Source organism: Rhodococcus sp. NKCM2511 (genome assembly GCF_014905595.1).
Classification (GTDB): Bacteria; Actinomycetota; Actinomycetes; order Mycobacteriales; family Mycobacteriaceae; genus Rhodococcoides; species Rhodococcoides fascians.
In genome coordinates this window covers 123,180-147,425 of record NZ_BNHJ02000005.1, presented here as the reverse complement: position 1 = coordinate 147,425, position 24,246 = coordinate 123,180, and the positions used below count along the sequence as shown (strand labels likewise).

At 64.3% G+C, this 24,246-nt stretch carries 21 protein-coding genes; 16 read left to right on the top strand and 5 right to left on the bottom strand.

From position 1 onward, the window contains the following. Nucleotides 1–52 precede the first annotated feature (52 nt). Genes JLZ96_RS24115 through JLZ96_RS24100 form a run of 5 tightly spaced genes read left to right on the top strand, consistent with a single transcriptional unit; the run spans nucleotide 53 to nucleotide 6,723 of the window. Complete coding sequence (locus tag JLZ96_RS24115) at nucleotides 53–1,513, top strand: MFS transporter (protein WP_201011482.1); 1,461 nt, start codon at nucleotides 53–55, stop codon at nucleotides 1,511–1,513. Next, on the top strand, nucleotides 1,510–2,799 hold the full coding sequence (locus tag JLZ96_RS24110) for an NtaA/DmoA family FMN-dependent monooxygenase (protein ID WP_094718756.1): 1,290 nt from the start codon (nucleotides 1,510–1,512) through the stop codon (nucleotides 2,797–2,799). Before JLZ96_RS24115 ends, JLZ96_RS24110 begins: the two co-directional genes overlap by 4 nt. Then, on the top strand, nucleotides 2,799–4,229 hold the full coding sequence (locus JLZ96_RS25080) for an MFS transporter (protein WP_236254232.1): 1,431 nt from the start codon (nucleotides 2,799–2,801) through the stop codon (nucleotides 4,227–4,229). Before JLZ96_RS24110 ends, JLZ96_RS25080 begins: the two co-directional genes overlap by 1 nt. Continuing rightward, nucleotides 4,127–5,398, top strand: a complete 1,272-nt coding sequence (locus JLZ96_RS24105) for an NtaA/DmoA family FMN-dependent monooxygenase (RefSeq protein ID WP_236254231.1) — start codon at nucleotides 4,127–4,129, stop codon at nucleotides 5,396–5,398. The genes JLZ96_RS25080 and JLZ96_RS24105 overlap by 103 nt, the downstream gene beginning before the upstream one ends. After that, nucleotides 5,395–6,723: an NtaA/DmoA family FMN-dependent monooxygenase gene (locus JLZ96_RS24100; RefSeq protein ID WP_201011481.1), complete on the top strand. Its 1,329-nt coding sequence runs from the start codon at nucleotides 5,395–5,397 to the stop codon at nucleotides 6,721–6,723. The genes JLZ96_RS24105 and JLZ96_RS24100 overlap by 4 nt, the downstream gene beginning before the upstream one ends. 24 nt (nucleotides 6,724–6,747) lie before the next feature. Here JLZ96_RS24100 and JLZ96_RS24095 read toward each other — a convergent pair whose 3' ends face one another. Continuing rightward, complete coding sequence (locus tag JLZ96_RS24095) at nucleotides 6,748–7,599, bottom strand: GntR family transcriptional regulator (RefSeq protein ID WP_032384821.1); 852 nt, start codon at nucleotides 7,597–7,599, stop codon at nucleotides 6,748–6,750. Nucleotides 7,600–7,879: 280 nt separating this feature from the next. Between JLZ96_RS24095 and JLZ96_RS24090 the strand changes: the two genes are divergently transcribed. Then, nucleotides 7,880–8,797, top strand: coding sequence for an ABC transporter ATP-binding protein (locus tag JLZ96_RS24090; RefSeq protein ID WP_201011480.1), 918 nt, complete (start codon nucleotides 7,880–7,882; stop codon nucleotides 8,795–8,797). A gap of 121 nt (nucleotides 8,798–8,918) precedes the next feature. Here JLZ96_RS24090 and JLZ96_RS24085 read toward each other — a convergent pair whose 3' ends face one another. From JLZ96_RS24085 to JLZ96_RS24075, 3 genes are read right to left on the bottom strand one after another with little or no spacing between them, the layout of a single operon-like run. Further along, nucleotides 8,919–9,818, bottom strand: coding sequence for a dioxygenase (locus tag JLZ96_RS24085; protein ID WP_201011479.1), 900 nt, complete (start codon nucleotides 9,816–9,818; stop codon nucleotides 8,919–8,921). A 1-nt stretch (nucleotide 9,819) separates the two neighbouring features. Further along, nucleotides 9,820–10,890, bottom strand: coding sequence for a maleylacetate reductase (locus tag JLZ96_RS24080; protein ID WP_201011525.1), 1,071 nt, complete (start codon nucleotides 10,888–10,890; stop codon nucleotides 9,820–9,822). A 35-nt stretch (nucleotides 10,891–10,925) separates the two neighbouring features. After that, complete coding sequence (locus JLZ96_RS24075) at nucleotides 10,926–11,327, bottom strand: nuclear transport factor 2 family protein (RefSeq protein ID WP_201011478.1); 402 nt, start codon at nucleotides 11,325–11,327, stop codon at nucleotides 10,926–10,928. A gap of 382 nt (nucleotides 11,328–11,709) precedes the next feature. Between JLZ96_RS24075 and JLZ96_RS24070 the strand changes: the two genes are divergently transcribed. From JLZ96_RS24070 to JLZ96_RS24050, 5 genes are all read left to right on the top strand, one after another. Beyond that, a complete protein-coding gene (locus tag JLZ96_RS24070) occupies nucleotides 11,710–12,795 on the top strand; it encodes an ABC transporter permease (protein ID WP_201011477.1) in 1,086 nt (361 codons plus the stop codon). Nucleotides 12,796–12,862: 67 nt separating this feature from the next. Next, nucleotides 12,863–13,948: an ABC transporter substrate-binding protein gene (locus JLZ96_RS24065; protein WP_201011476.1), complete on the top strand. Its 1,086-nt coding sequence runs from the start codon at nucleotides 12,863–12,865 to the stop codon at nucleotides 13,946–13,948. 41 nt (nucleotides 13,949–13,989) lie between these two features. Beyond that, entirely contained in the window at nucleotides 13,990–16,500 is a 2,511-nt protein-coding gene (locus tag JLZ96_RS24060; protein ID WP_201011475.1) for an ATP-binding cassette domain-containing protein, read from the top strand. 36 nt (nucleotides 16,501–16,536) lie between these two features. After that, nucleotides 16,537–17,511 carry a zinc-binding dehydrogenase gene (locus tag JLZ96_RS24055; RefSeq protein ID WP_094718766.1) on the top strand — a complete coding sequence of 325 codons (975 nt, stop codon included), beginning with the start codon at nucleotides 16,537–16,539 and terminating at the stop codon, nucleotides 17,509–17,511. Between the two features lie 34 nt (nucleotides 17,512–17,545). Continuing rightward, nucleotides 17,546–18,316, top strand: coding sequence for an SDR family NAD(P)-dependent oxidoreductase (locus JLZ96_RS24050; protein WP_201011474.1), 771 nt, complete (start codon nucleotides 17,546–17,548; stop codon nucleotides 18,314–18,316). Nucleotides 18,317–18,323: 7 nt separating this feature from the next. On the opposite strand, the gene JLZ96_RS24045 is transcribed toward JLZ96_RS24050, so the two are convergent. Beyond that, nucleotides 18,324–19,046 carry a helix-turn-helix domain-containing protein gene (locus tag JLZ96_RS24045; protein ID WP_201011473.1) on the bottom strand — a complete coding sequence of 241 codons (723 nt, stop codon included), beginning with the start codon at nucleotides 19,044–19,046 and terminating at the stop codon, nucleotides 18,324–18,326. A gap of 229 nt (nucleotides 19,047–19,275) precedes the next feature. Between JLZ96_RS24045 and JLZ96_RS24040 the strand changes: the two genes are divergently transcribed. The 5 genes from JLZ96_RS24040 to JLZ96_RS24020 are packed head-to-tail and all read left to right on the top strand — an operon-like array spanning nucleotide 19,276 to nucleotide 24,243. Continuing rightward, the gene (locus JLZ96_RS24040) at nucleotides 19,276–20,340 is read left to right on the top strand and encodes a zinc-binding dehydrogenase (RefSeq protein WP_201011472.1); all 1,065 of its coding nucleotides are present in this window, start codon (nucleotides 19,276–19,278) and stop codon (nucleotides 20,338–20,340) included. Beyond that, entirely contained in the window at nucleotides 20,337–21,422 is a 1,086-nt protein-coding gene (locus JLZ96_RS24035) for an SDR family oxidoreductase (protein WP_201011471.1), read from the top strand. The genes JLZ96_RS24040 and JLZ96_RS24035 overlap by 4 nt, the downstream gene beginning before the upstream one ends. Next, a complete protein-coding gene (locus tag JLZ96_RS24030; RefSeq protein ID WP_201011470.1) occupies nucleotides 21,419–22,192 on the top strand; it encodes an SDR family NAD(P)-dependent oxidoreductase in 774 nt (257 codons plus the stop codon). The genes JLZ96_RS24035 and JLZ96_RS24030 overlap by 4 nt, the downstream gene beginning before the upstream one ends. A 49-nt stretch (nucleotides 22,193–22,241) precedes the next feature. Then, nucleotides 22,242–23,315, top strand: a complete 1,074-nt coding sequence (locus JLZ96_RS24025; RefSeq protein WP_032384831.1) for a 2,3-butanediol dehydrogenase — start codon at nucleotides 22,242–22,244, stop codon at nucleotides 23,313–23,315. A 49-nt stretch (nucleotides 23,316–23,364) separates the two neighbouring features. Beyond that, nucleotides 23,365–24,243: an NAD(P)-dependent oxidoreductase gene (locus JLZ96_RS24020; RefSeq protein WP_201011469.1), complete on the top strand. Its 879-nt coding sequence runs from the start codon at nucleotides 23,365–23,367 to the stop codon at nucleotides 24,241–24,243. The last annotated feature ends 3 nt before the right edge of the window (nucleotides 24,244–24,246 follow it).

Genomic DNA, 24,246 nt, shown 5'->3' with positions numbered 1-24,246 from the left:
GTCGACGACAGACGCCTCCACGGAGATACGACCGAACTCCTACCCGTGGCGCGTGCTGTCGGTCACCGGACTGGGCATGAGCATCACGTTCGTGTCGGTCTCGATGCTCCCCGTGGCGCTGCCGGACATGAGCGACGGACTGGGAGCTACTGCAGCGCAGACAGATTGGTTCATGCTCGCCTATCTGCTCACCACGGCAGTGTTCATTCTGGTCCTCGGCAAGGTTGCCGACCTCGTCGGAAGGCGTCCCGTCTATCTGCTCGGGTTGGCCTGCCTGACGGTCAGTGCCGCCGCCATCACAGCCGCAGGCGACCCGACCCTGGTCATCGTCCTGCGCGTCGTGCAGGGCGTGGGCGCTGCTGCGGTGATCACCAACACCACCGCCCTGCTCGTCGAGGCGTTCGAGCCGCGAATGCTCTCGATCGGCATCGGCTGGAACATCACCATCATGTCGCTGGCGATATCCGTCGGCCCACTGCTGGGCGGTGTGCTGACCGAAACAGTCGGCTGGCGCGGAGTATTCGGTGTGGTGGTTCCCCTCGGAGTGGCCGGAACCGTGTGGGCTGCGATCACGCTGCGCCGGACGGCGCGTCCGGCACGCGGGGTGCCCTTCGACTACGCGGGCGCGGCCGGCTCGATGGTGATTCTCGGTGGACTCGTCTACGGGGTGAATCGCGGAGGCAGCGTCGGATTCGGCGACTGGGCGTCCGTGATCCCGTTGGTCGGTGTTGTTCTCGCCCTTCCTGTGTTCTGGTGGTGGGAGAAGCGCGCTGCCGATCCGATCGTGGATCCAGCGTTGCTGATCGATCGCTTTCGGGGCAGCGCGTACACGGCGTCGTTCCTGGTCACCATGGCCGAAGGTGCCGTCGCAGTGACGATGTCGCTGTACCTGCAGAGCGTCGAGGGCCAGAGCCCCATCCGTGCGGGCCTGCAGATCACTGCCCTCGCGGTGGGGACCACTGTGATGTCGCCGATAGCGGGGATGCTGGCGACCCGGGTGTCGACGCGAGTGCTGACGACGGTCTCGACACTCGGCACCGCTCTGGTTCTGACGGTGCTCGCGGTGCACATCGCCGGCCCGGCGCGCGGCGTACCCCTCGTGGTGATCCTGTTCCTCCTGGGGATCAGTGGCGGACTCTTCAAGACCGCGAACGCGTCGGCCATCAACGTGGGTGTGGCCGAGAACCGCTCGGGGATGGCCAACGGTCTTCGAGTGTCTCTCGACAACACCGCCGTCACGCTCAGTACCGCGCTGGCCCTCGTGCTGGTGGTCTCCGCATTGCCGCCTGCCTTGCGCGAGCTGGTGTATTCCGGCGGCGCACAGAGTGTGTCGCCCAGCGAGTCCGATTCCTTGGCAATGGGATTCACGGTGGCCGTGGCTGCGATGGCGGTGGCCGCTCTGGTCGCCAGCGTGCCGTCGGGGTGGCGCGGCGTGCACCCGAACGAACCTGCCGAGCTTTCTCGGCCGCACAGAAGTACCCGATCCGTATCGAGAACAAGGAGCACGGCATGACCAAATTTCATCTGGGGTGGTTCACCAACTTCTCCAACCCGCCGTGGAATTCGGCCTGGGCGGGCGACGAAGGACGCACCTGGGCCAACGGAGAATTGCACGTGGATTTCGCACGGTCGCTCGAACGTGCCTGCTTCGACTACATCATGCTCGAGGATTCCTCGATGGTGTCCGACGCCTACGAGCAGTCCTCGAGGGTGGACCTCAAGTACGGCCTGTACGCACCCAAGCACGACCCGGTCACCCTCGTGCCGATGCTGACGGCCGCGACGAAGCACATCGGCGTCATCGCTACCTGCTCCACGTCCTTCTACCCGCCCTGGCTGCTGGCTCGACGGTTCTCGACGCTCGATCACCTGAGCAGAGGCCGCGTCGGCTGGAACGTGGTGACCTCCAGTGAGGATCGCGCGGCCCAGAACTACGGGATGGACAAACTCGCCGAGCACGACCAACGGTACGAGCGGGCAGACGAATTCGTCGACGTGGTCAAGCAGTTGTGGGCGTCGTGGGACGACGACGCCATGGTGCTCGACCGGGACAACGGCACTTACGTCGACCACACCAAGGTGCACGTCACGGACTTTCGCGGTAAGTACCACGCGTCGCGTGGGCCGCTGAACGTTCCGCGGTCGCCGCAGGGCGAGCCGGTGATCTGTCAGGCCGGTGGATCGCCGCGTGGGCGTGAGTTCGCGGCGCGCAACGCCGAGACGATTCTCAGCGCCGCGAAGGACCCGGCCGCGATGAAGGCATTCCGCGACGACATCAGGATGCGGATGGAGAAGGCCGGTCGGGATCCGGACAGCTGCAAGATCATGTTCATCACGCAGCCGGTGTTGGCCGATACCGAATCCGATGCCCGCGCCAAGGTGGAGCGGATGTCCGCCGACGTCGATTCGCGCATCGAGTCTGCGCTGGGCCACATCTCGGCGTTGACCGAGATAGATCTGTCGACGTACGAGCTGGACGAGGAGTTCCCCGAACTGTCCACCAACGGGCACCGGACGACCCTCGGCGACTTCCTGTCCTACGGAAACACACCGCGCACAGCGGCACTGGGTTGGACCATGAAGAACGTCCACTACGTCGGCACTCCCGATTCCGTCGCGGAACAGATGGGCGAGACGATGGACTTCGTCGGTGGCGACGGATTCCTGATCACGGGCAACATCGGTCGCCGCTACGTCGGTGAGATCACCGAAGGCCTCGTCCCTGCACTGCAACGACGTGGCCTGGTCCGCACCGAATACGAGCACGACATGTTTCGTGAGAATCTCATGTCCTTCTGATGCGGTTGCTGCGCAGAGATTCGGTGGTGCCGGGGCCGGTGTATGCGTTGGCGTTCGTCAACGTGTGCATCGGGCTCGGGTACGGCGTTGTGGCACCGGTCATTCCGGTGTTCGCCAGAGATTTCGGAGTAACGGATCTCGCTGCCTCGTCGGTGGTGAGTATCTATGCTTTCACCCGCGTGCTGGCGTCGTTCGGAGCATCGCGACTGCTGCTGCGGTTCGACGAACGGACGATTCTCACCGCCGGCCTGTTGATGGCGGCGACGTCCTCCCTGGCGGCGGCCTTCGCTCCGACGTTTCTCTCGCTTCTACTGCTCCGAGCAGTCGGGGGTGTCGGGACCGCAATGTTCACCGTTGCCGGCCAGCAACTGCTCTTTCGCTACAGCACTCCGGACACCGGAGGCAGAACTGCGTCGGTCTTCCAGTCCGGCTTCCTCATCGGGGGAGTGCTGGGACCGGTCATCGGCGGCGCGGTTGCCCTCGTCTCGTTGCGGGCCCCGTTCCTCACCCACGCTGTGACGCTCGTCGTCGGGGTTGCCGTGGTCTGGTTCGCGTTCCGGTCCAGCGACAGGACGGACGTCGCGAACGGAGTCGTGCACGATACGAGTACCCGGCCGGAACCGATGACGCTGCGAGCCGCGCTCGGTGAACGGGGATTTCGGGCCTCGATCGCGTCGAACTTCGCCAACGGCTGGGTGGGCAACGGGGTGCGGTTCACCCTCGTTCCGTTGTTCGTCGCGACGGTGATCGGCGGCAGCCCGTTCGTGTCAGGTCTCGTACTCGTGGTCGGGGCCGTTGTTCAGATCGTGGTCGTCAAGCCTGCGGGTCGGCTCGTCGACAGCTGGGGTCGACGACCGATGCTGGCGTTCGGGTCGGGATCGATACTGCTCGGCATCGTGGTCCTCGCCATCGTTCCCACGTTGCCGATTCTGGTGCTGACGATGGTGCTCTGGGGCGTGGGTGGCACCTGTGCGATGGTCGCCAGTGCGGCCACCGTCGGTGACGTACTGGCCGGACGCGGAGGAAGCCCTATCGCCGTGTACCAGGTCACCTTCGACGTGGGCACCATGCTCGGCCCACTGGTCGCCGGAGCCGTCGCCGCCCAGGCGTCCTACTCGCTCGCCTTCACCGCCAGCATTCCCGTTGCGGCACTGGCAGTTCTACTCGCACTTCGACCCTGGCGGACCGTGGCGATGTCGACTCCCGAATCGAAGGTGGTCGTCACCGAGGAATCCGCCGTACCCACACCGACCATTCACGACCACCACTATGGAAAAGAGGACCGATGTCACAACCGTTCACACTCGGCTGGTTCACCAATTACCTCGTGCCCGACTGGACCGGTCCCTTCGCCGGGACCGGCGGAACAGACTGGGCCGACGGCACTTTCGCTGTCGACACCGTCCGGGCGTTCGAGCGAGCAGGAATAGACTTCGTGATGCTCGAAGATTCGACGGCATTGACCGACATCTTCGGGGGCACGTTCGAGTCCGAGCTCAAGTGGACACCACGCGCGCCGAAGCACGACCCGATGGCGTTGGCTTCGCGTCTGGCGTTCGAGACCGACAGAATCGGCATTGTCGTCACCGCGTCCACCAGCTTCTATCCGCCCTTCCTGCTCACCCGTTTGCTGTCGACCCTCGACCATCTCAGTCGTGGCCGCATGGGGTGGAACATCGTGACCTCCACGGGCGATCGCGCCGCACAGAACTTCGGCCGAGACACGTTGCCGACGCACGATGCCCGATACGAGATCGCCGAGGAATTCGTCGACGTCGCAAACCAATTGTGGGCATCCTGGGACGCCGATGCCGCGTCACCGATCGTTCCCGGTCTCGAGTCGTACGTCGACCACACCAAGGTCAGAACTATCGACCATGTGGGAGAACATTTCTCGGTGCGTGGTCCGCTCAATACGCTCCCGAGCCCACAGGGCAAGCCAGTGTTGTGCCAGGCGGGTGCATCGAAGTCCGGTATCGATCTCGCTGCTCGCGTAGCCGATCTGGTGGTCGCTGCGCCCAAGGGCCGGGATGCGATGCGCGAGTACCGCAAGACCGTGCGGGCGCGCGCGGAAGAATTCGGGCGCAACCCCGACGACATCAAGGTCCTCTACATGGTGACGCCCATTCTGGGGGAGACCGAGGACGACGCCAAGCGCAAGGCCGAGCGCTACTACGAGCCGACCGACGCGGCGATCGCTCGCCGCCTGATCATGTTGTCCGGAGACATCGACTTCTCGACTCTCGATGTGGATCAGCCGATTCCGGACGATCTGAAGACCGAGGGGAGCACCAGTATCTTGGACAATCTTCGTAAGTGGGCAGCCGGACGCAGCATTCGGGAAACCGTCGCCACTGAACGGACCGAATCGTTGCGGTTGGTCGGCACTCCTGCCAGCGTGGCGGACGAGATGGAGAGCGTGATCGACGAGGTCGGCGGCGACGGCTTCCTGTTCTTCGGTGGTGGCGGCGGGGTACTGAACCGCCGGTACGTCGACGACGTGTGCGATGGGCTGATGCCCGAGCTCTCGCGCCGTGGTGTCGCCGGCACCGGGTACCGGGGTCGCAACCTCCGTGAGCACCTGGCAGGTGCACGATGAGCACACCACGCATGCATCTGGGGTGGTTCACCAGCTTCCGCCCGCCGGTGTGGAGTTCGCACTGGACCGGGTCGGATTCCGATACGTGGGCCGACGGGCGGTTCCACGTCGATATGGCCAGGGCGCTCGAACGCGCGGGATTCGACTATCTGATGCTCGAGGACTCCTCGATGGTCTCGGATATCTACGGCGGCACGACCGAATTCGACTTGGCCAAGGCGCAATACGCACCCAAGCACGATCCCGTTGCCCTGGTGCCGATGTTGGCCGCCGCCACGTCTCGACTCGGGATCATCACGACGATGTCGACCAGCTTCTATCCGCCGTACCTGCTGGCGCGGGTGGTCTCGACCCTCGATCACATGTCTCACGGACGGGTCGGATGGAACGTGGTGACCTCGAGCGAGGACCGCGCCGCACAGAACTTCGGCATGGATGCTCTACCGCCCCATGACGAACGGTACGAGCGGGCAGAGGAGTTCGTCGAGGCCGTGGATGCGCTGTGGAACTCGTGGGAACCGGACGCCCTGGTGATGGATGCCGCGTCGAACACGTACGTCGATCACACGAAGGTGCACGACGCCAACTACGTGGGCAAGTTCCATCGCACCCGCGGCCCGCTCAACACGCTCCCGATGCCGCAGGGCAGGCCGGTCATCTGCCAGGCCGGCGGATCGCCGCGCGGACGCGCCTTCGCCGCCCGCAATGCCGACACCATCATCTGTCAGGCTCAGGGGCTCGAGGCGATGAAGGCCTATCGCGACAACGTTCGAGCCATGGCCTCGGACGCAGGCCGCGATCCGGATTCGATCAAGATTCTCTACATCGTGTCCCCGGTTCTCGGTGAGACCGACACCGAGGCGCGCGAACTCGACGCACGGTCACGTGAAGCAACCGATGCGCGGGTGCATGCTGCACTGGCGCACATTTCTGCGGTGACGGGTAACGACCTGTCGACCATGGACATCGATGCCCCGCCGCCTGAGCTCACCACCAATGGTCACCGTACGACCCTCGCGGACTTCCTCGCCGGGTCCGGTAGCAGCAAGACCAACGACGACGGCACTCCGAAGACGCTGCGACAGTTGGCTGCTACGTGGTCGATCACGTCGGTCCCTTTGGTGGGGACACCCGATACCGTCGCCGAGCAGATGGAGGATGTCATCGATGCGGTCGGTGGAGACGGCTTTCTGATGACCGGGAAGCTCGGACGCCGCTACTACACCGAGGTCACCGACGGGCTGATACCGGCGCTGCGTCGGCGTGGCCTGGTTCGCAGCGGCTATGCGCACGAACAGTTGCGAGACAACCTGCTGGACTTCTGAACTACCACCGTCGCGGCGGTCACCTCAGCCCAGGGCCGAGGTGGCCGCCGTTTCGGTCGATCCGATGATGGCGACACGGTCTGCCCGAAAGTGCGTGAAGCTCAGTTCGGACGGGCGACCATCGGTGTCGCGAGTGATCAACTCGCGCAGCAATACCGGCGCACCCACCTGCATGTCCAGCAGTTCGGCCGCCCGTTCCTGGCAGGAGATCGCTTCGACGACCGAGCTGCTCCCGCCGTAGGTGGTGCCGAAGATTCGTCGATGAGCGACGGCGATTGGCGGATACTCCGAGTGGTTGCTCTCGATGCGTTCGGTGAATTCGTCGATCTCGAAATCCGTGATGCAGTAGCCGACACGCAGATACAGAGGCTTTCCACCCATGCGGCCGATCTGCTCGAGGAGAATCACCGAATCGACCTCGGTGCCGATGAATTCTTGAATGACGGTGGGCGCGGCAATACGTCTGCACTCCAACGTTTCGACCGTCAAGCGGCCCTCGTCCGGCATTCCGGCCCAGGCCCTCGGCCCCACCTCGCCTTCTCGCACCGCCACGATGTCGTGGGCGATCGACGTACCGGCACGGCGCGCGCGGAGCACGACACCATCGTCTGCGAGCATCTGAAGTGCTTTTCGCACAGCGTTTCTCGTTGCGCCGAGCGACTGGATGAGATGCTGCTCGGACAGAATCTCGTCGTGGGGCATCGTGCCTCGGCGGATCCCCGACCTGATCAGCTCGTACACGCGGCGGGGTGAGGTGACGAACTTCTCGGAGCGGTTCGTCTGGGCGCGGAGATATCGTGCTCGTTGTTCGTCGGCTTGTCTGCGTAGATGAGCTGCGACAGAACCGGATTCGTCATCGAAGAAGGGGCGGGTCATTTGTCATCGCCTTTCGGGGATGCGCATGGGAGAGCCGAGGTGGCCGCGACGTCGAGATCACCAGTGATGACTGCGAGCATATCGGACATCGGTGCTGGTTTCGCTGCCTGCGCTGCGGCCTTAACCAAGAAACTTATGAAGAAATCCCTGCTCAGGCCGCTGTGAGGGCGGCGCATGGGCTGCGTAATGTGCTGTTTACCGTCGACGAGGCTCTGGGAAACACCGAACCGCGACCATGGACACCGTCCTCGAATCGACAGCGTATCGGCAGGAGTTATCTATGACGACAACCGCAGAGCCAGAATCGCTTTCGCTCACCCATCGCGATCATGACACCGATGACTACTCGCCGGTAACCGGCCGACCGGTCCTCGATGTCCAAGACCTCACCGTGACGTACGGAACCGGTGACTCGGCTGTGGTCGCGGTGGACAAGGCATCGTTCGAGATCGCACCCGGTGAGAGGGTGGCGCTGGTGGGCGAGTCGGGCTCGGGTAAGTCGACGCTGGCCATGACAATCGCGGGTTTGATCGATGTATCCGCGGGTGCCACCATCGAATCGACGCTCCTCGAATTCGAGGGAAAGCCGGCGCAGCCGTCGACCGGCCGCAGTGTGCCGCGCAGAACCGACGGCATCGCGATGGTGTTCCAGGATGCGATGACTGCGCTGGATCCCGTATGGACCATCGGGGGACAGTTCAAGCACGTCCTCGCCGGAGTGGGCGTCACCCGGAAACGCGAACGAGTGGGCCTGACCGAGCACTGGCTGAACAAAGTCGGGCTTTCCGATACCCGTCGCGTGATGCGCAGTCGGCCCTACGAGCTGTCCGGCGGTATGCGCCAGCGAGTGATGACGGCCCTGGCGCTGTGCGGATCACCCCGACTGCTCATTGCCGACGAACCGACCAGTGCACTCGACGCGTCGCTGGCCCGCGGAACGATGGAATTGCTGCAGAACCTGACCCAGGAGCAGGGGACTGCACTGCTCATCGTCAGTCACGACATCAAGCTGTGTCTCGAATTCTCCGACACCATGTTGGTGATGTACCGCGGTGAGCTGGTGGAGCAGAAGGCGTCCGCCGACATAGCAACGACCGCGACGCATCCGTACACCAAGGGACTGCTGGGTTGTGTGCCCACGCTCGCGAATCGCTCGGCGACGAGGCTTCCCGTGCTCCGGGATTTCATTCCTGCCTGAGCCCCGTGGGGATCAGTTCCACGGCGCGCGCTGCTCGACAGCACAAATCCGTGTGCTGTGCCGGTTCAGCAGGAGCTGTCTCCCCACGGAGCGGCGAGCGCCGCCCGGGTTGGCGTGGCCTTTACAGCTCCGGCGCGAGAACAATGTCGAATTCGACCCTCGACCAGGTGTTTTCGCCTAGTTCACGACCGTCGGGAGTGGGGGTGCCCGCAGGCAGTTCCACGAAGTCCTTGATGAGCGAGTCCTTGACCCCGAACACCGAATCGCGATCGAGCAGTTCGTCGCCGCGCACGAAGATGTGGGTGATCAGAGTCCGTTTGCCGTCGGCGGTGACCATGAAGTGCAGGTGCGATGCCCGCATCGGTGAGCGTCCGGCGGCGTCTAGCATCCGTCCGACGGGGCCGTCGAAGGGAATCGGGTACGGGGTCGGAGTGAGGCCCCAGAACGCGAACTTCCCGTTGTCGTCCGAGAACAGGTGACCGCGAGCGGCGACCCGTCCGTCGGAGTACTGGACGTCGTAGAAACCGTCGTCGTCGGCTTCCCACACCTCGATCCGGGCATTCGCAATGGGTTCACCTGCGATATCGGTGACCGTCCCCTCGACCCAACACGCCTGGCCGGGTGCGCCCTGGGAGATGTCTCCGCCCGACTCGATGGCGGGGGCGTCGTCGACGAAGAACGGACCGAACACCGTCGACTCCGTTTCACCGGCGATCGCTTCGTTGTTGACGGTCACGGTCTGCATCGAGGCACCGAAAACATCGGACAGCAGGATGAATTCCTGACGCCGGTCATCTGTGATGTGACCGACTTCGGTGAGGAACTCGATGGCCTTGGCCCACTCGTCCTCCGTCAGTCGGACTTCTCGAATGAACGCATGGAGATGCTCGGTCAACCCGGTGAGGAGTTCTCGCAATCGCGGATCGGGGGTGTCGGCGAAGCTGGCGACGACCTTGTCGGTCAGCGCACGCTCTCGGCCGCTCTGCTCGGAGGAGACGTCGGCGCGGTTGCCGATACCCATGTCAGCGGTCCTCGTTCTCGGAAGTCGTTCCTGCCCAAGCATTACGGAGCAAAACCATGAGCGATTCAGCAGTGACGGGCCGCGGATTGGACGCGGGAGCTGCTTCGAGAACGAGCGCAACGGCCTCCTCGAGATCGGACTCCTTCAGACCGTAGTCGCGCAGCGCGGTCGGTGCCTCGAGTTCGGTGCGGAGCGACCACAGTCCCTCCACCGCAGTGGAGGTCCCGAAAGCAGCCGCGATGCGTTGCTCGGCGGCGGGCGCGTACGGAGCGTTGTACTCGAGTACGTGGGGCAGCACGATCGCATGCGTCTGGGCATGCGGCATGTTGTACGTGCCACCGAGAACATGGCAGATCTTGTGATGCAATCCGGACCCCGCGGACGCGAAGGCGACCGCGGAAAGGTAAGCGCCGTACAGGGTTTGCTCATGGCCGGATTGGCTGGCGGAATCTCGCTTGATGTCTCGAAGTCCGCTGGAGAGAGCCGTGATGGCCTCCACTGCGAGAGTCGAATTGATCGGATCCGCCCGAGGAGCCCACATCGAGTCGACGGAATGCGCCAGGGCGTTGAGTCCGGACGCCACACTCAATTCCACCGGAAGGGTCAGCAGCGAGAGCACGTCGTAGATCACGGTGGTCGGGAGCACTCGCGCGTCGACGCCGGTGGTCTTGCGCGACGCCTCGGTCAGTCCCCACACATTCGTGGCCTCCGAGCCCGCGTACGTGGTGGGAATGGCGACGATGGGAATGCCACTGGTCAGGGCGACGGCTTTCGCCAGACCGGTGGTCGAACCGCCGCCGACGGAGACCAGCAGATCCACCTCGTGTTCGCGGGCTGCAGCGCGTGCTTTCTCCGCTGTCTCGATCGGAACATGCTGTACCACTTCGGAGTACATCAGGCGAGGCTCGATCTCGCTGCACACCGATGTTGCCAGCTCGGTTTCGGCGGGGCCTGCGATCACCATGACCGACGTCGCGCCGAGTCGACCGACCTCGGCAGCGAGGTTGGATGCGGCCTTACCTGCTCCGAACAGAACGCGTTGTGCGAGTGTGTCGTGCTCGAATTCGAGCATCCGTGCCTCCGGTGTGTCGGTGAGTCGAGTGTGCGTCAGTGCGCGGGGCGCGGAGTGGGCTGGTAGGCGAGCAGCAGCCACTGGTCGTTCTCCTTGACCCACACCGCAATCGAGTTGTTCACCAGCTCTTTTTCTTTGCCGTTGGCGGTGATGCTCGCGTTCATTTCGCCGACGACGACTGCGGTGTCGCCCGAGACGAGAATGTCGTCGGTGGGGTGATCGATGCGGTGGTAGACGTAGAAGCCCAAGGTGACCTTGTTCAGGTACGAGTCGATCGTGTCGCGGCTGCCGTCGGAGTGGGTGTACACGAGGTTCGGGTGGCAGCAGCTCACGAAGGCGTCGAGATCGCCGTCGACGATTGCCGCGTAGCGCTTGTTCTCGAGCTCGGAGATCGTGGCCTTGATGGCGTCGATATCGAGTTCCTGTGCCTGTGTCATGGATTCTCCTGGAAAGTCGAGCGGCCGCAGGTGTGCCGGTAAGTGATGACGGTAGGGAGCTGAATGGCAAGTGTCAACTGTCACAGAACACTCTCTACTTCGCCCGATCAGCGTTCGCATGGCCTCGGCGGCCACTTGCGGGCATGGTTCGAGTTTCAGTATCCGCAGTTGAGAGACCCCTTATGACCCCTGAAAGTGGCGTAGCGCATGAGCTGCTTGACAAAGTGACCCACTGCACAGTTCAATCAGGACAGGACATTCATGCAGCAGTGGTGGACATTCTGACGCGATGTGCCGCGTGCGACGCGCACAGCTGACTTTTTCGCTGCAGAACCTGCCGCCGGCTCCACCACCCTCATCGCCCGATCAACGGAGAACTCTCGTGACATCACATGGTCAATCGGTTGGAGGACCGGCTCCCTCGACGGGCGTCGAGCCCACTCCAGGAAGCGAACGATCGTCGGCAGGCGTAGTGGGGACGGCCCTGAGCGGACGAGCTCGAGGCGCTGTCGCCATCGGAATTGCCACCGTAGTTCTGTTCCTGATCAGCGCCCTGCTCGCGCCGCAGAGCGTCAGCAGTGGCGCGATATCGGCGATGTTGCCGTTCGCGGCGATCCTCGCGGTCGTCGCGATCGGACAGACCCTGGTCGTGCAACAGGGCGGTATCGATCTTTCGGTACCGGGCGTGTTCTCACTGTCGGTCGTCGTGGTCACCAAGCTCGCCAGTAGCGGTACGACCGGTGCCATCGTCATGGCCGTGATCGCAGCACTGCTCATCTCCGCAGTGGCCGGAGCGGTCTCGGGCTTCGTCGTCGCGCGATTGAATGTTGCTCCGATCGTCGCGACTCTGGGTATGAATGCACTGCTCATCGGCGCGACCTGGGCGGTCTCCGAGGGCGCCGCACGTCGTACCCCGACCGGACTGTCCGATGTCATCGGATCGACGGTGTTCGGAGTCCCGGTGACCGTCGTCGTCGCGGTCGTCCTGACGATCATCGTCGGGGTCGTCGTACGCCTCACCCCGACCGGACGCATCTTCGAGGCCGTCGGAGCCAATCCGCGGGTGGCCGTCGCGGCAGGCATCGCACCGCTGCGCTACACGTTGAGCGCGTATTCCGTGGCTGCCGTGCTCTACGCCGTCGCAGGCGTGTTGTTGACCGGCATCGTCAACACTCCTGGAATCAGCGAGGGCAACACCTACCTTCTGCCGTCGGTGGCCGCAGTGGTTCTCGGTGGCACATCGCTGCTCGGCGGTAAGGGCAGTGTGCTCGCCTCGTTGATCGCCGCAGTCTTCTTCACCCAGGTCGACCGTTTGGCGTCGACTCTGGGACTCGCGTACGGCTGGCAGATCCTCATTCAGGCTCTCGCGCTCGGCCTCGGTGTGGCCTTCCACAGCGGTTTCCGGCCCGGACGCACCCGTCGCACGGCTGCCGTCGAGGAACCCGGGAAGCCGGTCGAGGTGTCATGACCGCCGGCACACGGCACCTGCCCCGCCACGACATTCGTTCTTCCCCCTTGACTCGAGGACACCATCGATGAAGCTCAAGACCTACACCCTGCGGATGATGACGCTGTTGCCTGTCGCCGCCCTGATCGCGGGCTGCTCGGTGGGCGGCTTCGAGACCGTCTCCAGCAGCGAGCCGCGGCCGGACTGGTGCGGCCCCAACCCTGCCGTCATCGGATTCGCCGACGGCAGCGGTGGAAACAGTTGGAAGCGAACCAACTTCGCCGAACTGCAGGACGAACTCGCCAAGTGCTCGTCCGTCACGGACTTCATCACCACCGATGCCCAGGGTGACACGCAGAAGGCGATCGCCGACATCAAGAGCCTCGGCGCTCAGGGCGTCGACGGAATGCTCGTGTTCCCCGACTCGGGCAAGGCCGTTCTTCCGGCGCTGCGCTACGAGTACAAGGCCGGCGTCGCCGTCGTTCCGTACCGAATTTCTCCCGGTGGCTCCGAGGGCTCGGAGTACACCACCTTCGTGGCCGCGGACTTCGGCGCGATCGGCCGCCTGTATGCCGAGTGGCTGGTGAAGTCGCTGCCCAACGGTGAGGGCAACGTTCTGTTCCTCGGCGGACCGCCCGCGAACTCTCAGGATCTCGCGGAATACGAAGGCATGCAGGCAGTCCTGGCCGATCATCCGGGTATCAAATTAATCGGCGACCAGCCGTTCACCGTCACCAACTGGACGCCCGCGGAAACCCAGCAGGCCACCTCGACGATGCTGTCGCGCTTCCCGCAGATCGATGCGGTCATGACGGACTTCGCCGCGACCAGCATCATGACGGCATTTCAGCAGGCCGGCCGTCCGCTTCCGCTGATCGCCTCGGCCGATTCCAACGGATTGTCCTGCCAGTACGAGCAATTGAAGGACGCCAATCCGGGGTTCGAGCTGTTCACGGTCACCTCGCAGACCTACATGGTCCGGTTGGCCGTCCAGCATGTCGTGGCCGAGGCCACCGGAGGCGTTGCACCCGAGTCGAAAGTCGATGTGCCGGTTGCCTTCGAGGATTCGATCAGTGGTGCACCGAGCGCACCGATCTGCGAGCCGAATCTGCCCGAGGACGCGCTCCTGTCGAGCACGCTCGATCCGCAGCGCATCGGAGAGGTACTGCAATGACACGTCCGATCACACCGCAGCCAGTGCTGTCAGGAGCTTCGATGAACGAGAGATCCACGTCCACAGCCACTCTCGCCGAGCCGTACCTTCAGGTCCGCGGAATCGGCATGACGTTCGGCCCGGTGACCGCACTGGCCGGTGTCGACATCGACATCAGGCCGGGGCAGGTGCACGCGCTGCTGGGGGAGAACGGCGCAGGCAAGTCCACGCTGATGTCGATCATCTCCGGAACACTGAGCCCGACATCGGGATCGGTGGTCGTCGCGGGCGACGAGCGGACCGGCCTGACGCCTGCCGACGCCCTCGCACTCGGCATCTCCATCGTCCATCAGACTCCCGCGTTGTTGCCGGACCTGACGGTCGCCGAGAATCTCGTTCTCGCCATTCCCCGCCATCTGCACCCCTCGGTCTTCGAGATGGGGCCGTGGGTCACCGAGAAGCTGGCGGTGGTGGGATGCACGGTCCACCCGGACACCAAGTGCGCCGACCTCCCCATCGCTGAGCGTCAACTGATCGAGATCGCCAAGGCACTCGCGATCGACACCAAGGTGCTCATTCTCGACGAGCCGACGGCACCACTGGTGCAGGACAAAGTGGATCTGCTCTTCGAGCAGGTTCGTCGGTTCGCTGCAGCCGGGGTTGCGGTTGTCTACATCACCCACCGCATTCCCGAGGTCCGGGAGCTGGCGGACACGATGACCATTCTTCGCGACGGCCGGGTGCGAGGCTCCTACGATCCGCAGTCGCTCACCGACGACGAGATCATCACGCTCATCGCAGGCCGCGACGTCGACGCCGTGTTCCCGCCCAAGGGCACCGGCCCGAGTGCGGAGGGCCTCGTCGTCGAGAATCTGTCGAGCCCCGATTTCGAGGACATCTCGTTCACGGTCGGTGCGGGAGAGATCGTCGGTCTCGCCGGTGTCGCGGGCAACGGCCAGGTCGCGTTGCTCCGTGCCCTGGCCGGTCTCTCCGAATCCACCGGCACCGTTCGGTTGGGCGGTGATCGGTTGACGCTGAAGTCGTCCGCCGACGCACACCGCGCCGGAATCGCGTTCATGCCTGCCGATCGCGCAGGAGAAGGCGTATTGCCGGAATTCTCGATCCGGGAGAATTCCGCCCTTGGCGCGTTCGGGCGATTCGTGTCCAACGGCATCATCGACAAGAGCCGCGAAAGTCGACTCACGACGGCGATGGCCAAGGCCCTGACCGTCAAGGCACCGAGCGTCGAGACCTCGGTGGGGAACCTCTCCGGAGGCAACCAGCAGAAGGTGGTACTGGCCCGAGCGTTGCTGTCCGAGCCCACGCTCATTCTGGCCGAGGAGCCGACGCAGGGCGTCGACGCCGGGGCCCGCGCCGAGATCTATTCGCAGCTACGAGCGGCCGCGGACGACGGTATGGCGATTGTCGTCCTGTCCTCCGACGCCGTCGAACTCGAGGGATTGTGCGACCGGGTTCTGGTCGTCTCCCGCGGTGCCGTCGTCGAGTCCCTCAGTGGTGACGCGGTGACCGAGCACAACATGATGCAAGCCATGGTGTCGGCCACCGGACACCGAAGTGCTGCGGCGGCAACGGGAGTCGGGGCGGTGGACAAGCCTCCGAGCAAAATCGCTCGATCACTGCCCGCGTACACATTGCTCGGGGCCATCGTGCTGCTGTCCCTGATCGCCACGACGCAGAACGCACGATTCCTCGGTGAAGCCAACCTCGTATCGGTACTGCTCACCACCACGGCACTCGGTTTCATCGCGCTCGGCCAGATGCTGGTGGTGATGACCGGCGGCATCGATCTGTCGGTGGGTCCTCTCACCGGGCTGGTGTTGGTGATCATGTCGTTCTTCTGGTTCGACGGGGCGTCGGTGGGGAGTCTGGTGGCCGGTGTTGCGGTCGCCGTCGCCGCCGCGATCATCGTCGGCGCAATCAACGGCGGATTGATCCGCGGCCTCGGCTTCACTGCTGTGGCAGCGACACTGGTGACCTACATCGGAATTCAGGGAATCTCGCTGCTGCTCCGACCCGAGATCGACGGATACGTCGACTTCGCCATTCTCGATGTCATCAACTACAGCGTCGGTCCGGTTCCCGTGGCCTTCGTGGTCGCTGTACTCGCTGCCGTGGCGCTCGGTGCCGTTCTGCGCTTCGCTCGGCCCGGAATAGCGCTTCGCGCTTCGGGATCGGACAGCGTCATCGCCGAAAAGATGGGCGTCCGCACCGGCCTCACCGTCACCGCGGCCTACATCGGCTGCTCGTTGATGACGATGCTGGGCGGCATCATGCTGGTCGGTCAGGTGGGGGTCGGTGACCCGAACCAGGGGATCGGTTTCACTCTGTCGGCCATCACCGCGGTCGTCGTGGCCGGAACGCTGCTGCGCGGCGGTAGCGGTTCGCCGATCGCAGTACTGCTCGGAGCGCTTCTGCTGCAGGTGATTCTGGCCCTGGCCAACTTCCTGCGCCTCGATACGGCCTGGCAGTACTGGCTGCAGGGTGCCATCGTTATCGTGGCCGCCGTCCTGTACATCGCTCTGCAGCAGCGCAATTCGGCCCGCAAGCACTGACCGTCCGCACAAGCACGTCACACAGAGGAGACAGCAGTGAAAGCACTCAGATTCGTCGCAGAGAACAAGGCCGAGGTTGCCGACCTCGACATCCCGACCATCGCGGCGGACGAGGTTCTGATCGCCGCACGGTCGGTCGGCGTCTGCCATTCCGATATCGAACTGCTCGAGGGCCGCTACATCATCCCGTTCGAGTACCCGATCATCCCCGGCCACGAGTGGTCCGGTGAGGTGGCGAAGGTGGGTGCCGACGTCGACGGCTTTCAGGTGGGCGACCGTGTCGTCGGAGAATGCGTCATCGGCGAGGACCATTTCGGGTTCTCCATCAGCGGCGCAGCGGCGGAGTTCTTCGTCGTCAAACCCGCATGGCTGCACAAGCTTCCCGACGAGGTCTCGTTCACCAGCGGCGCACTCGTCGAACCGTTCAGCTGCGGTTACTACGGGTTGATGCGCGCCGGAAACGTCAACGCGAGCGACGTACTCGTCGTGCTCGGAGCCGGACCGATCGGGCTCGGGGTGGTTGCCGGTGGCGCCGCGCTCGGGGCGACGACCATCGTGGTCGAACCTTCCGAGGGCCGCCGGCAGGCGGCGTTGAAACTCGGTGCTGCACATGCGGTCACCCCGGACGAGGTGGACGAACTGCTCGGCAAGGTGAGCAGCGGCCGAGGTGCCGATGTCGTCGTCGAGGCAACGGGCCGTCCTGAGGTGATGGCCAGTGCACTCGAACTCGCTGGGCATCGCGCCCGAGTGGTGTACATCGGTATCGACGTCGGACGATCGGCACCGGCGAAACTGGGGCTCATCCAGTCCAAGGAACTCGACATCCGCGGCGCGATCGGCTCGCCGGGCGTGTGGCCGGCGACGCTGCGTTTCATCGCCAGGAGCGGGCTCGATCTCGGTGGACTGGTGACCCGTGAAATCGCGGCCGACGATGCCGTGACCGCTCTCGACGAGGCACAGAAGCCGGCCGAGAACATCAAGGTGCACATCACCTTCGACGCAACTCTCTGAAATCCCGAAACCCATACGACACCGAGGACCTTTCATGTCTCGTCTGACCGACAAAGTCGCCATCGTCACCGGATCCGGCAAGGGGATGGGGCGTGCCATGGCAACGCTGTTCGCTGCGCAAGGAGCCGCTGTCGCCGTCACCGACGTCTCCGAGAAGGACGGAGTGGAGACCGTCCGACTGATCGAGGAACAGGGCGGCCGGGCGGCGTTCTGGCGATTGGATGTCAGTGACGAAGCCGAGGTGTCCTCGGTGTTCGAGCAGGTGTCCGAGGAGTTCGGGAAGCTCGACATCCTCGTCAACAACGCCGGCATCTCCGGTGTCGACAAGCCCACCCACGAGGTCACCGAGGCAGAGTGGGACGCAGTCTTCGCGGTCGATGTGAAGGGTGTCTTCTTCTGCACCAAGCATGCGATCGGGCACCTACGGGCCAACGGCGGCGGCAGCATCGTCAACATCTCGTCGATCTACGGACTCGTCGGATCGCACGAGATGGCCCCGTATCACGCCGCCAAAGGCGCGGTCACGATCATGACGAAGAAGGACGCGGTGACGTACGGACGCGACGGCATCAGGGTGAACTCCGTCCACCCCGGCACCATCCTGACTCCGTTCGTGCGTGAACTGGCTGAACGTAGCGAGGGTGGACTGCGCGGCTACCTCGACATCATGGAGCCCAAGCATCCGATCGGTCACGTCGGTGAGCCGGAGGACGTCGCCAACGCCGTGCTGTTCCTGGCGAGCGACGAGGCCCGCTTCGTGCACGGCGCGGCACTGGTGGTCGACGGCGGTTACACGGCGGTGTGAGACCGCATCATTTCTGCCGACCGACCACGAACCAGATTGCGACACAGGTCTCGTCGTGCGGGTTGCTCAGTCGATGCGGAATGGACGAGTCGAAATGGAGACTGTCACCCGGGCCGAGCACCTGCCGGGCGAAGGCCACCTGAATCTCCAATCGTCCGGACAGGATGTGGATGTACTCCTTGCCGCCGTGGTTCATCAGATTGTCTGCGGGGCAGGATTCGGTTCCGGCCGGGTAGGTGACTCGGAGGAACTCCACGTCCGGGTCGTCGTCCGGCGTCAGGCGTTCCCAACGCACACCTCCGAGATACAACTCGGGTCGTTCGTCGGCCCGCTGCAGGCCGGGAAGCGCTCCCACCTCCGGGAGCGGCTGAACCGAGGACGCTCGCGCACTGCCGTTCGCGTGGGCTACCTCGGTTCGGTCCGTGAGCTTCGGCCGAGTCGACGGTGTGGGCCGCGGGGATTCGAGGTCATGCGGTGCTACGTCCTCGGCCATCAGAGAGTCGAGCGAGAGACCCAACTCGGTGACCATGGCGTACAGCGTGCCCACCGAGGGTGCCGTCCGTCCGAGCTCGACCTGAGAGATGAAGCTGGGGGACAGATGAACTCGACGTGCCATCTCCCGCAACGACATGTTCGCCTTCTCGCGCGCTCCACGCAGTCGCAAGCCCATTTGCGCGTTCATCTGAACGGCTGTTTCGGCCGATTCGACCTCGACGCTCTCTTCGGTCATTCTTCCGTCGCCTCCCACCTCTGCATTCAACGTCGCCCCCCTGATACCGGGTGTACGCACCCACTGGACGGACCGTAGTGCATCGATTGTCTCATTGCTCGGTCATTCCGCTGTTCCACGTTCTCGCACAGGTTTTCGTGCCGTAACCGCTTTGCGCTGAACATGTGCAGTGTTACTCTACACTTAAGAAGTAGCGTGCATCACATTCGAAATTCGTCCAGGAGGAATTGTGCCCGACACCATGCAAGCGGCCGTGTACCACGGCGCGCGCGACATCCGCGTCGAGGAGGTTCCGGTTCCGCGACGCGCGTCGGGTGAAGCGCTCGTCCGTGTTCTGCGCTCGGGTATCTGCGGCACCGACGCCTCGGAATGGGTGGCCGGACCCAAGACCTTCCCGGTGCTGCGGCGGCACCCCAACAGTGGACATCAGGGCCCGTTGATCCTCGGCCACGAATTCGTCGGCGAGGTGGTCGAAGCAGACCCCGACTCCGAGAACAAGATCGGAGATCTGGTGGCTACCGGGGCCGGAATCTGGTGTGGCACATGCCGACGATGCAAAGAAGGCCGCACCAACCAGTGCGCGACCTACAAGACCCTCGGACTCAACGTCGACGGCGGCATGGCGGAGTTCGCGAGCGTCCCGTCGAAGACGCTGCGAGCGTTGCCCGAAGGACTGTCCGTCGACTACGCCGGACTCGCCCAGCCCTTGGCCGTCGGAATTCATGCTGCGCGGCGCTCGGGTGCCCGTGACGGTGACAACGTCGTCGTCATCGGTGCCGGTGCCATCGGTTCGTTCGTCCTCGCCGGCCTGAAGCACCTGGTGGATGTCGATGTCACCGTCGTCGACTTCCCGGGGAAGCGGCTCGATCGTGCGACGCGCCTCGGAGCGCACCGCACGCTGACTCCGTCCGAGGACCTCGGCGCGCAGATCATCGAGGCACTGGGCGGAAAGAAGCCGGACGTCGTCATCGAAGCAAGTGGAGCGCCCGGCCAATTGGTCTCGGCGCTGACCATGGTGGCCGATGGCGGCCGCGTACTCGCAGTAGGAATTCCCAAAGAGAAACCGGAGCTGGACGTGCATTCGCTCGTTTTCCGAGAGATCACTCTCGAGACCACCCTCGCGCACGTGTGCGACACCGATCTACCTGCCGCACTGGACATTCTGAACACCGGACCGCTCGGCCAGGAGCTGGCCGAAGCGCCCGTGGGGCTGGCAGATCTGCCCGCGGCGCTGGAGCGGCTCTCGACCGGCAAGGTCGAAGGCAAGGTCCTCATCGATCCGGCGCTCCGATGAGCGCGCCCAGTAAGGCGGCGCTCGTCATCGGCGCCACCGGGATTGCCGGCCAGACGATCTCGCGTCAGCTCGTCGACGCAGGATGGACCACCTACGGTCTGGCCCGCGGCACGACCAATCCGGTCGAGGGCGTGGTGCCGGTCTCGGCGAATCTGCTCGATCCGGAGTCGTTGGCTGCAGCACTCGACGGCGTCGACCCGGAGATCGTGCTCATCACGGCCTGGATGAAGCAGGACTCGGAGGCCGAGAACATCGAGGTCAACGGCAGCATCATCCGCAACGTCCTCGGTGCGATGAAGGGCAAGTCCGCGCTGCGTCACGTCGCGCTGATGACCGGCCTGAAGCACTATCTCGGCCCATTCGACGATTACGCGACCGGTGTCATGGCCGAAACTCCGTTCCACGAGAGCGAACCCAGGCTGCCGAACCCGAACTTCTACTACACCCAAGAGGACGAACTGTTCTCGGCGTCGGAAGCGCAGGGGTTCACCTGGAGTGTGCACCGAGCGCATACCGTCTTCGGTTACGCGGTGGGGAACGCGATGAACATGGCTCTCACGCTGGGCGTGTACGCCGAGATCTGCCGCGAGACCGGTGCGCCGTTCGTGTTCCCCGGTTCGGATACCCAGTGGAACGGCTTGACCGACATCACCGATGCGGACCTGCTCGCCGAGCAGATGATTTGGGCGGCAACACATGTCGAGGGTGAGAACGAAGCCTTCAACATCGCGAACGGTGACGTGTTCCGATGGCGCTGGATGTGGCCACAGATCGCGGAGGCGTTCGGCGTCGAACCTGTCGGTTTCGCCGATGCCCCCAAGCCGCTCGCCGAACGAATGGGTGATGCCCCGAAGGTGTGGGCCGAGATCGCGGCGAAGCACGATCTGGTCGAAGCAGATGTCGATCGTCTGGCGTCCTGGTGGCATACGGACGGCGACCTGGGCCGCGACATCGAATGCTTGACCGATATGACGAAGAGCCGCAAGGCCGGTTTCCTCGGGTTCCGATCCACGTTCGAGAGTTTCATGGACAAGACCGAGAGTTACCGCGCGGCCGGAATTCTCCCAAGGAGTCAGCGATGAACGAACAGTCTCAGTTCACGAACAAGGGTGCGATCGTCACCGGCGCCGGCAGCGGCATCGGCCGGGCAGTGGCGCATCGGCTGGCGTCGTTGGGTGCCCGAGTGCTCGCCGTCGACATGAACATGGCGGCCGCAGAGCGCACGGCTGCGGAGTCGGAGGGCGAGATCCATCCGTTCGCCGCCGATGTGTCCGTTCACGATCAGGTGAAGGCGTATGCGGACGCCGCGACCTCGCTGATCGGCGAACCGCGACTGTTCTTCAACAACGCCGGGGTCGAGGGAGTGCACAAGTCCATCGTCGATACCACCGAGAGCGAATGGCGATCGGTGGTGGACGTCAACCTCAACGGAATGTTCTTCGGGCTCAAGAACGTGCTCCCGCTGCTGCAGCGGTCCGGGGGTGGAGCGGTGGTCAACACCGGTTCGATTCTCAGCCTCAAGGGCGCTCCTGATCGCTCCGACTACGTGGTGACCAAGCACGCCGTTCTGGGGCTGACGCGCAGTGCTGCAGCCGAATCCGCGGCCCACGGCATTCGGGTGAACTGCATCTGCCCCGGACCGGTCGACACTCCGTTGATGTCGAGGTCCGAAAGTCTGGTCAACCCGGACGATCCGAACTTCGAGCGCGACCGGTTCATCGAAGGCACACCGCTTCGGCGGTACGGATCTCCCGAGGAGATCGCCGAGCTGGTGGTCTTCCTGCTGCGCGAGGACGTCGGCTATCAGACCGGTTCCGCGGTCACCATCGACGGCGGAATCACCGCGGTCTGACGCAGGACCTCGCCCCTTCACACAGATTTTTCGACTTCAGGAGAAAGCTATGCGCGCTGCGGTATTTCACGACCGACACGATGTACGGGTAGAAGACGTTCCGGCCCCGAAGGTGGGCCCGGGCGAGGTTCTGCTTCGACCGTTCTTCTGCGGCATCTGCGGAACGGACCTGCACGAGTACGCCTTCGGTCCGATCGTCATTCCGACCGAACCCCACGCACTCACCGGTGCGAAAGCGCCGCAGGTGTTCGGACACGAATTCTCGGCGCGCGTAGTCGAGATCGGCTCCGACGTCGAGTCGGTCGCGGTGGGCGATCGCGTGTCGGTGATGCCGCTCGTCACCTGCGGTAAGTGCTACTACTGCCGACGCGGACTGAACCATCTGTGTGTGATCATGGCCTGCACCGGTCTGAGCTGGGGCGGCGGCGGAATCTCCGAACTGGTTGCGGTGCAGGAACAACAGGTGTCGGTGCTACCGGACAGCGTCAGTGATGTCCAGGGCGCGCTGATCGAGCCGGCAGCGGTGGCCGCCTACGGCGTCGACTGCACCGGGTTGCGCGCCGGGGACACCATTCTCATCACCGGTGCGGGACCGATCGGTGCCCTGTCCGCTCTGTACGCGCATGCGTCGGGCGCGGCAAAGATCATCGTCTCGGAGCCGAATGCCAAGCGCCGCGCGCTGATCGAGGCATTCGGTATCGCAGAGGTACTGGATCCGACGGTGCAGGACGTGCCCGCCGCCGTTCGCGCCCTCACCGGCGGTATCGGAGTCGACGCCGCAGCGGAATGCTCGGGTCACCAGCACGGATTGACGGCCGCACTCGACAGCGTCCGCTCCGGAGGAACCGTCGCGCAGGTCGGTCTGCACGTCAAGCCCGCGACAATCGATCCCATGGCCATGTCCAACAAGGACCTGACTCTGGTGGGCACCTGGTGCTACCCGGTATACGACTGGCCGCGCATCATCGCGCTGGTCGCCTCCGGACGCTACCCGGTGGAGAAAGTGGTCAGCGAGATCATCGACGTCGAGAACATCGTCGCCGACGGATTCGAGCGGCTGCTGGATCCGAACGGTGACGCGCAGAAGCTTCTGGTGCGAGTCGGCGACGCACCGACGTCCTGATCGACACCGAAGAGCACACTTTATGGCCCGCCCCACGCTAGGAGAGACAATGCACATCGGATTCGCCGGAGTCGGCCGCATGGGTACCCACATGGTGCGCCGCTTCCTCGAGGCGGGCCACACGGTCACCGCCTACGACCTGTACCTGACGCCCGATACCGCGCCGGCCGAACTGGTCGATCTGGGAATGACGATCACCACGACGCCCGCCGATCTGGCGCGAGCCGAGATTTCCTTCAGCATGTTGCCCGACGCGGCAGCAACCGAGGAGGTGCTGTTCGGTGAGCACGGAATTGCGACAGCCGGTGCGGCCGAGCACCTTCATGTGGTGATGGGAACGGTAGGACCGACCGCCGTGCGCGAGTTCGCCGAGCGCGCAGCAGGATCGGGCACCGCGGTGGTCGACGCCCCGGTATCGGGCAGTGTGAGCCTGGCCGAGACCGGGCAGATCACGACGATGGTCGGGTGCAACGACGAACAGTTCACCTACCTGAAGCCGATCCTCGAGGCCGTGACGCGCGCGCAGTTCCACACCGGTGCGGCCGGTACTGCTTCGGTGGCCAAGCTTGCCGTCAATTCGGTTCTCGCTGCATTGAACCAGGCCGTTGCCGAAGCACTGATTCTCGGTGAGTCGGCTGGTTTGGCACCGGCCGCCCTGTACGAGGTGTTGGGTTCGAGCGCGGTGGCTGCGCCGTACGTCGGCTACAAGAAGGAACACTTCCTCGACCCGTCCGCGGCTGGTGTGGCATTTCCGTTGTCGCTCTTGCACAAGGACGTGGGCCTCGGCCTCGCGGTGGCCCGCGACCACGCCCTCGATCTACCTCAGGCCACGACCGTCGGGAACGTTCTCGACCGGGCGCTGGACTCAGGACTCGGGGCCAAGGACATGGCTGCGGTGCTCGAGTTCTTGACGCCGTCCGAGCGCTGACCG

What these genes read in the sequence shown, in the direction of transcription:
- JLZ96_RS24110 (WP_094718756.1), top strand. Translation starts at nt 1,510, where the DNA reads ATGACCAAATTTCATCTGGGGTGGTTCACCAACTTCTCCAACCCGCCG.
- JLZ96_RS25080 (WP_236254232.1), top strand. Translation starts at nt 2,799, where the DNA reads ATGCGGTTGCTGCGCAGAGATTCGGTGGTGCCGGGGCCGGTGTATGCG.
- JLZ96_RS24100 (WP_201011481.1), top strand. Translation starts at nt 5,395, where the DNA reads ATGAGCACACCACGCATGCATCTGGGGTGGTTCACCAGCTTCCGCCCG.
- JLZ96_RS24095 (WP_032384821.1), bottom strand. Translation starts at nt 7,599, where the DNA reads ATGACCCGCCCCTTCTTCGATGACGAATCCGGTTCTGTCGCAGCTCAT.
- JLZ96_RS24090 (WP_201011480.1), top strand. Translation starts at nt 7,880, where the DNA reads ATGACGACAACCGCAGAGCCAGAATCGCTTTCGCTCACCCATCGCGAT.
- JLZ96_RS24085 (WP_201011479.1), bottom strand. Translation starts at nt 9,818, where the DNA reads ATGGGTATCGGCAACCGCGCCGACGTCTCCTCCGAGCAGAGCGGCCGA.
- JLZ96_RS24080 (WP_201011525.1), bottom strand. Translation starts at nt 10,890, where the DNA reads ATGCTCGAATTCGAGCACGACACACTCGCACAACGCGTTCTGTTCGGA.
- JLZ96_RS24075 (WP_201011478.1), bottom strand. Translation starts at nt 11,327, where the DNA reads ATGACACAGGCACAGGAACTCGATATCGACGCCATCAAGGCCACGATC.
- JLZ96_RS24065 (WP_201011476.1), top strand. Translation starts at nt 12,863, where the DNA reads ATGAAGCTCAAGACCTACACCCTGCGGATGATGACGCTGTTGCCTGTC.
- JLZ96_RS24060 (WP_201011475.1), top strand. Translation starts at nt 13,990, where the DNA reads ATGAACGAGAGATCCACGTCCACAGCCACTCTCGCCGAGCCGTACCTT.
- JLZ96_RS24050 (WP_201011474.1), top strand. Translation starts at nt 17,546, where the DNA reads ATGTCTCGTCTGACCGACAAAGTCGCCATCGTCACCGGATCCGGCAAG.
- JLZ96_RS24045 (WP_201011473.1), bottom strand. Translation starts at nt 19,046, where the DNA reads ATGACCGAAGAGAGCGTCGAGGTCGAATCGGCCGAAACAGCCGTTCAG.
- JLZ96_RS24035 (WP_201011471.1), top strand. Translation starts at nt 20,337, where the DNA reads ATGAGCGCGCCCAGTAAGGCGGCGCTCGTCATCGGCGCCACCGGGATT.
- JLZ96_RS24030 (WP_201011470.1), top strand. Translation starts at nt 21,419, where the DNA reads ATGAACGAACAGTCTCAGTTCACGAACAAGGGTGCGATCGTCACCGGC.
- JLZ96_RS24025 (WP_032384831.1), top strand. Translation starts at nt 22,242, where the DNA reads ATGCGCGCTGCGGTATTTCACGACCGACACGATGTACGGGTAGAAGAC.
- JLZ96_RS24020 (WP_201011469.1), top strand. Translation starts at nt 23,365, where the DNA reads ATGCACATCGGATTCGCCGGAGTCGGCCGCATGGGTACCCACATGGTG.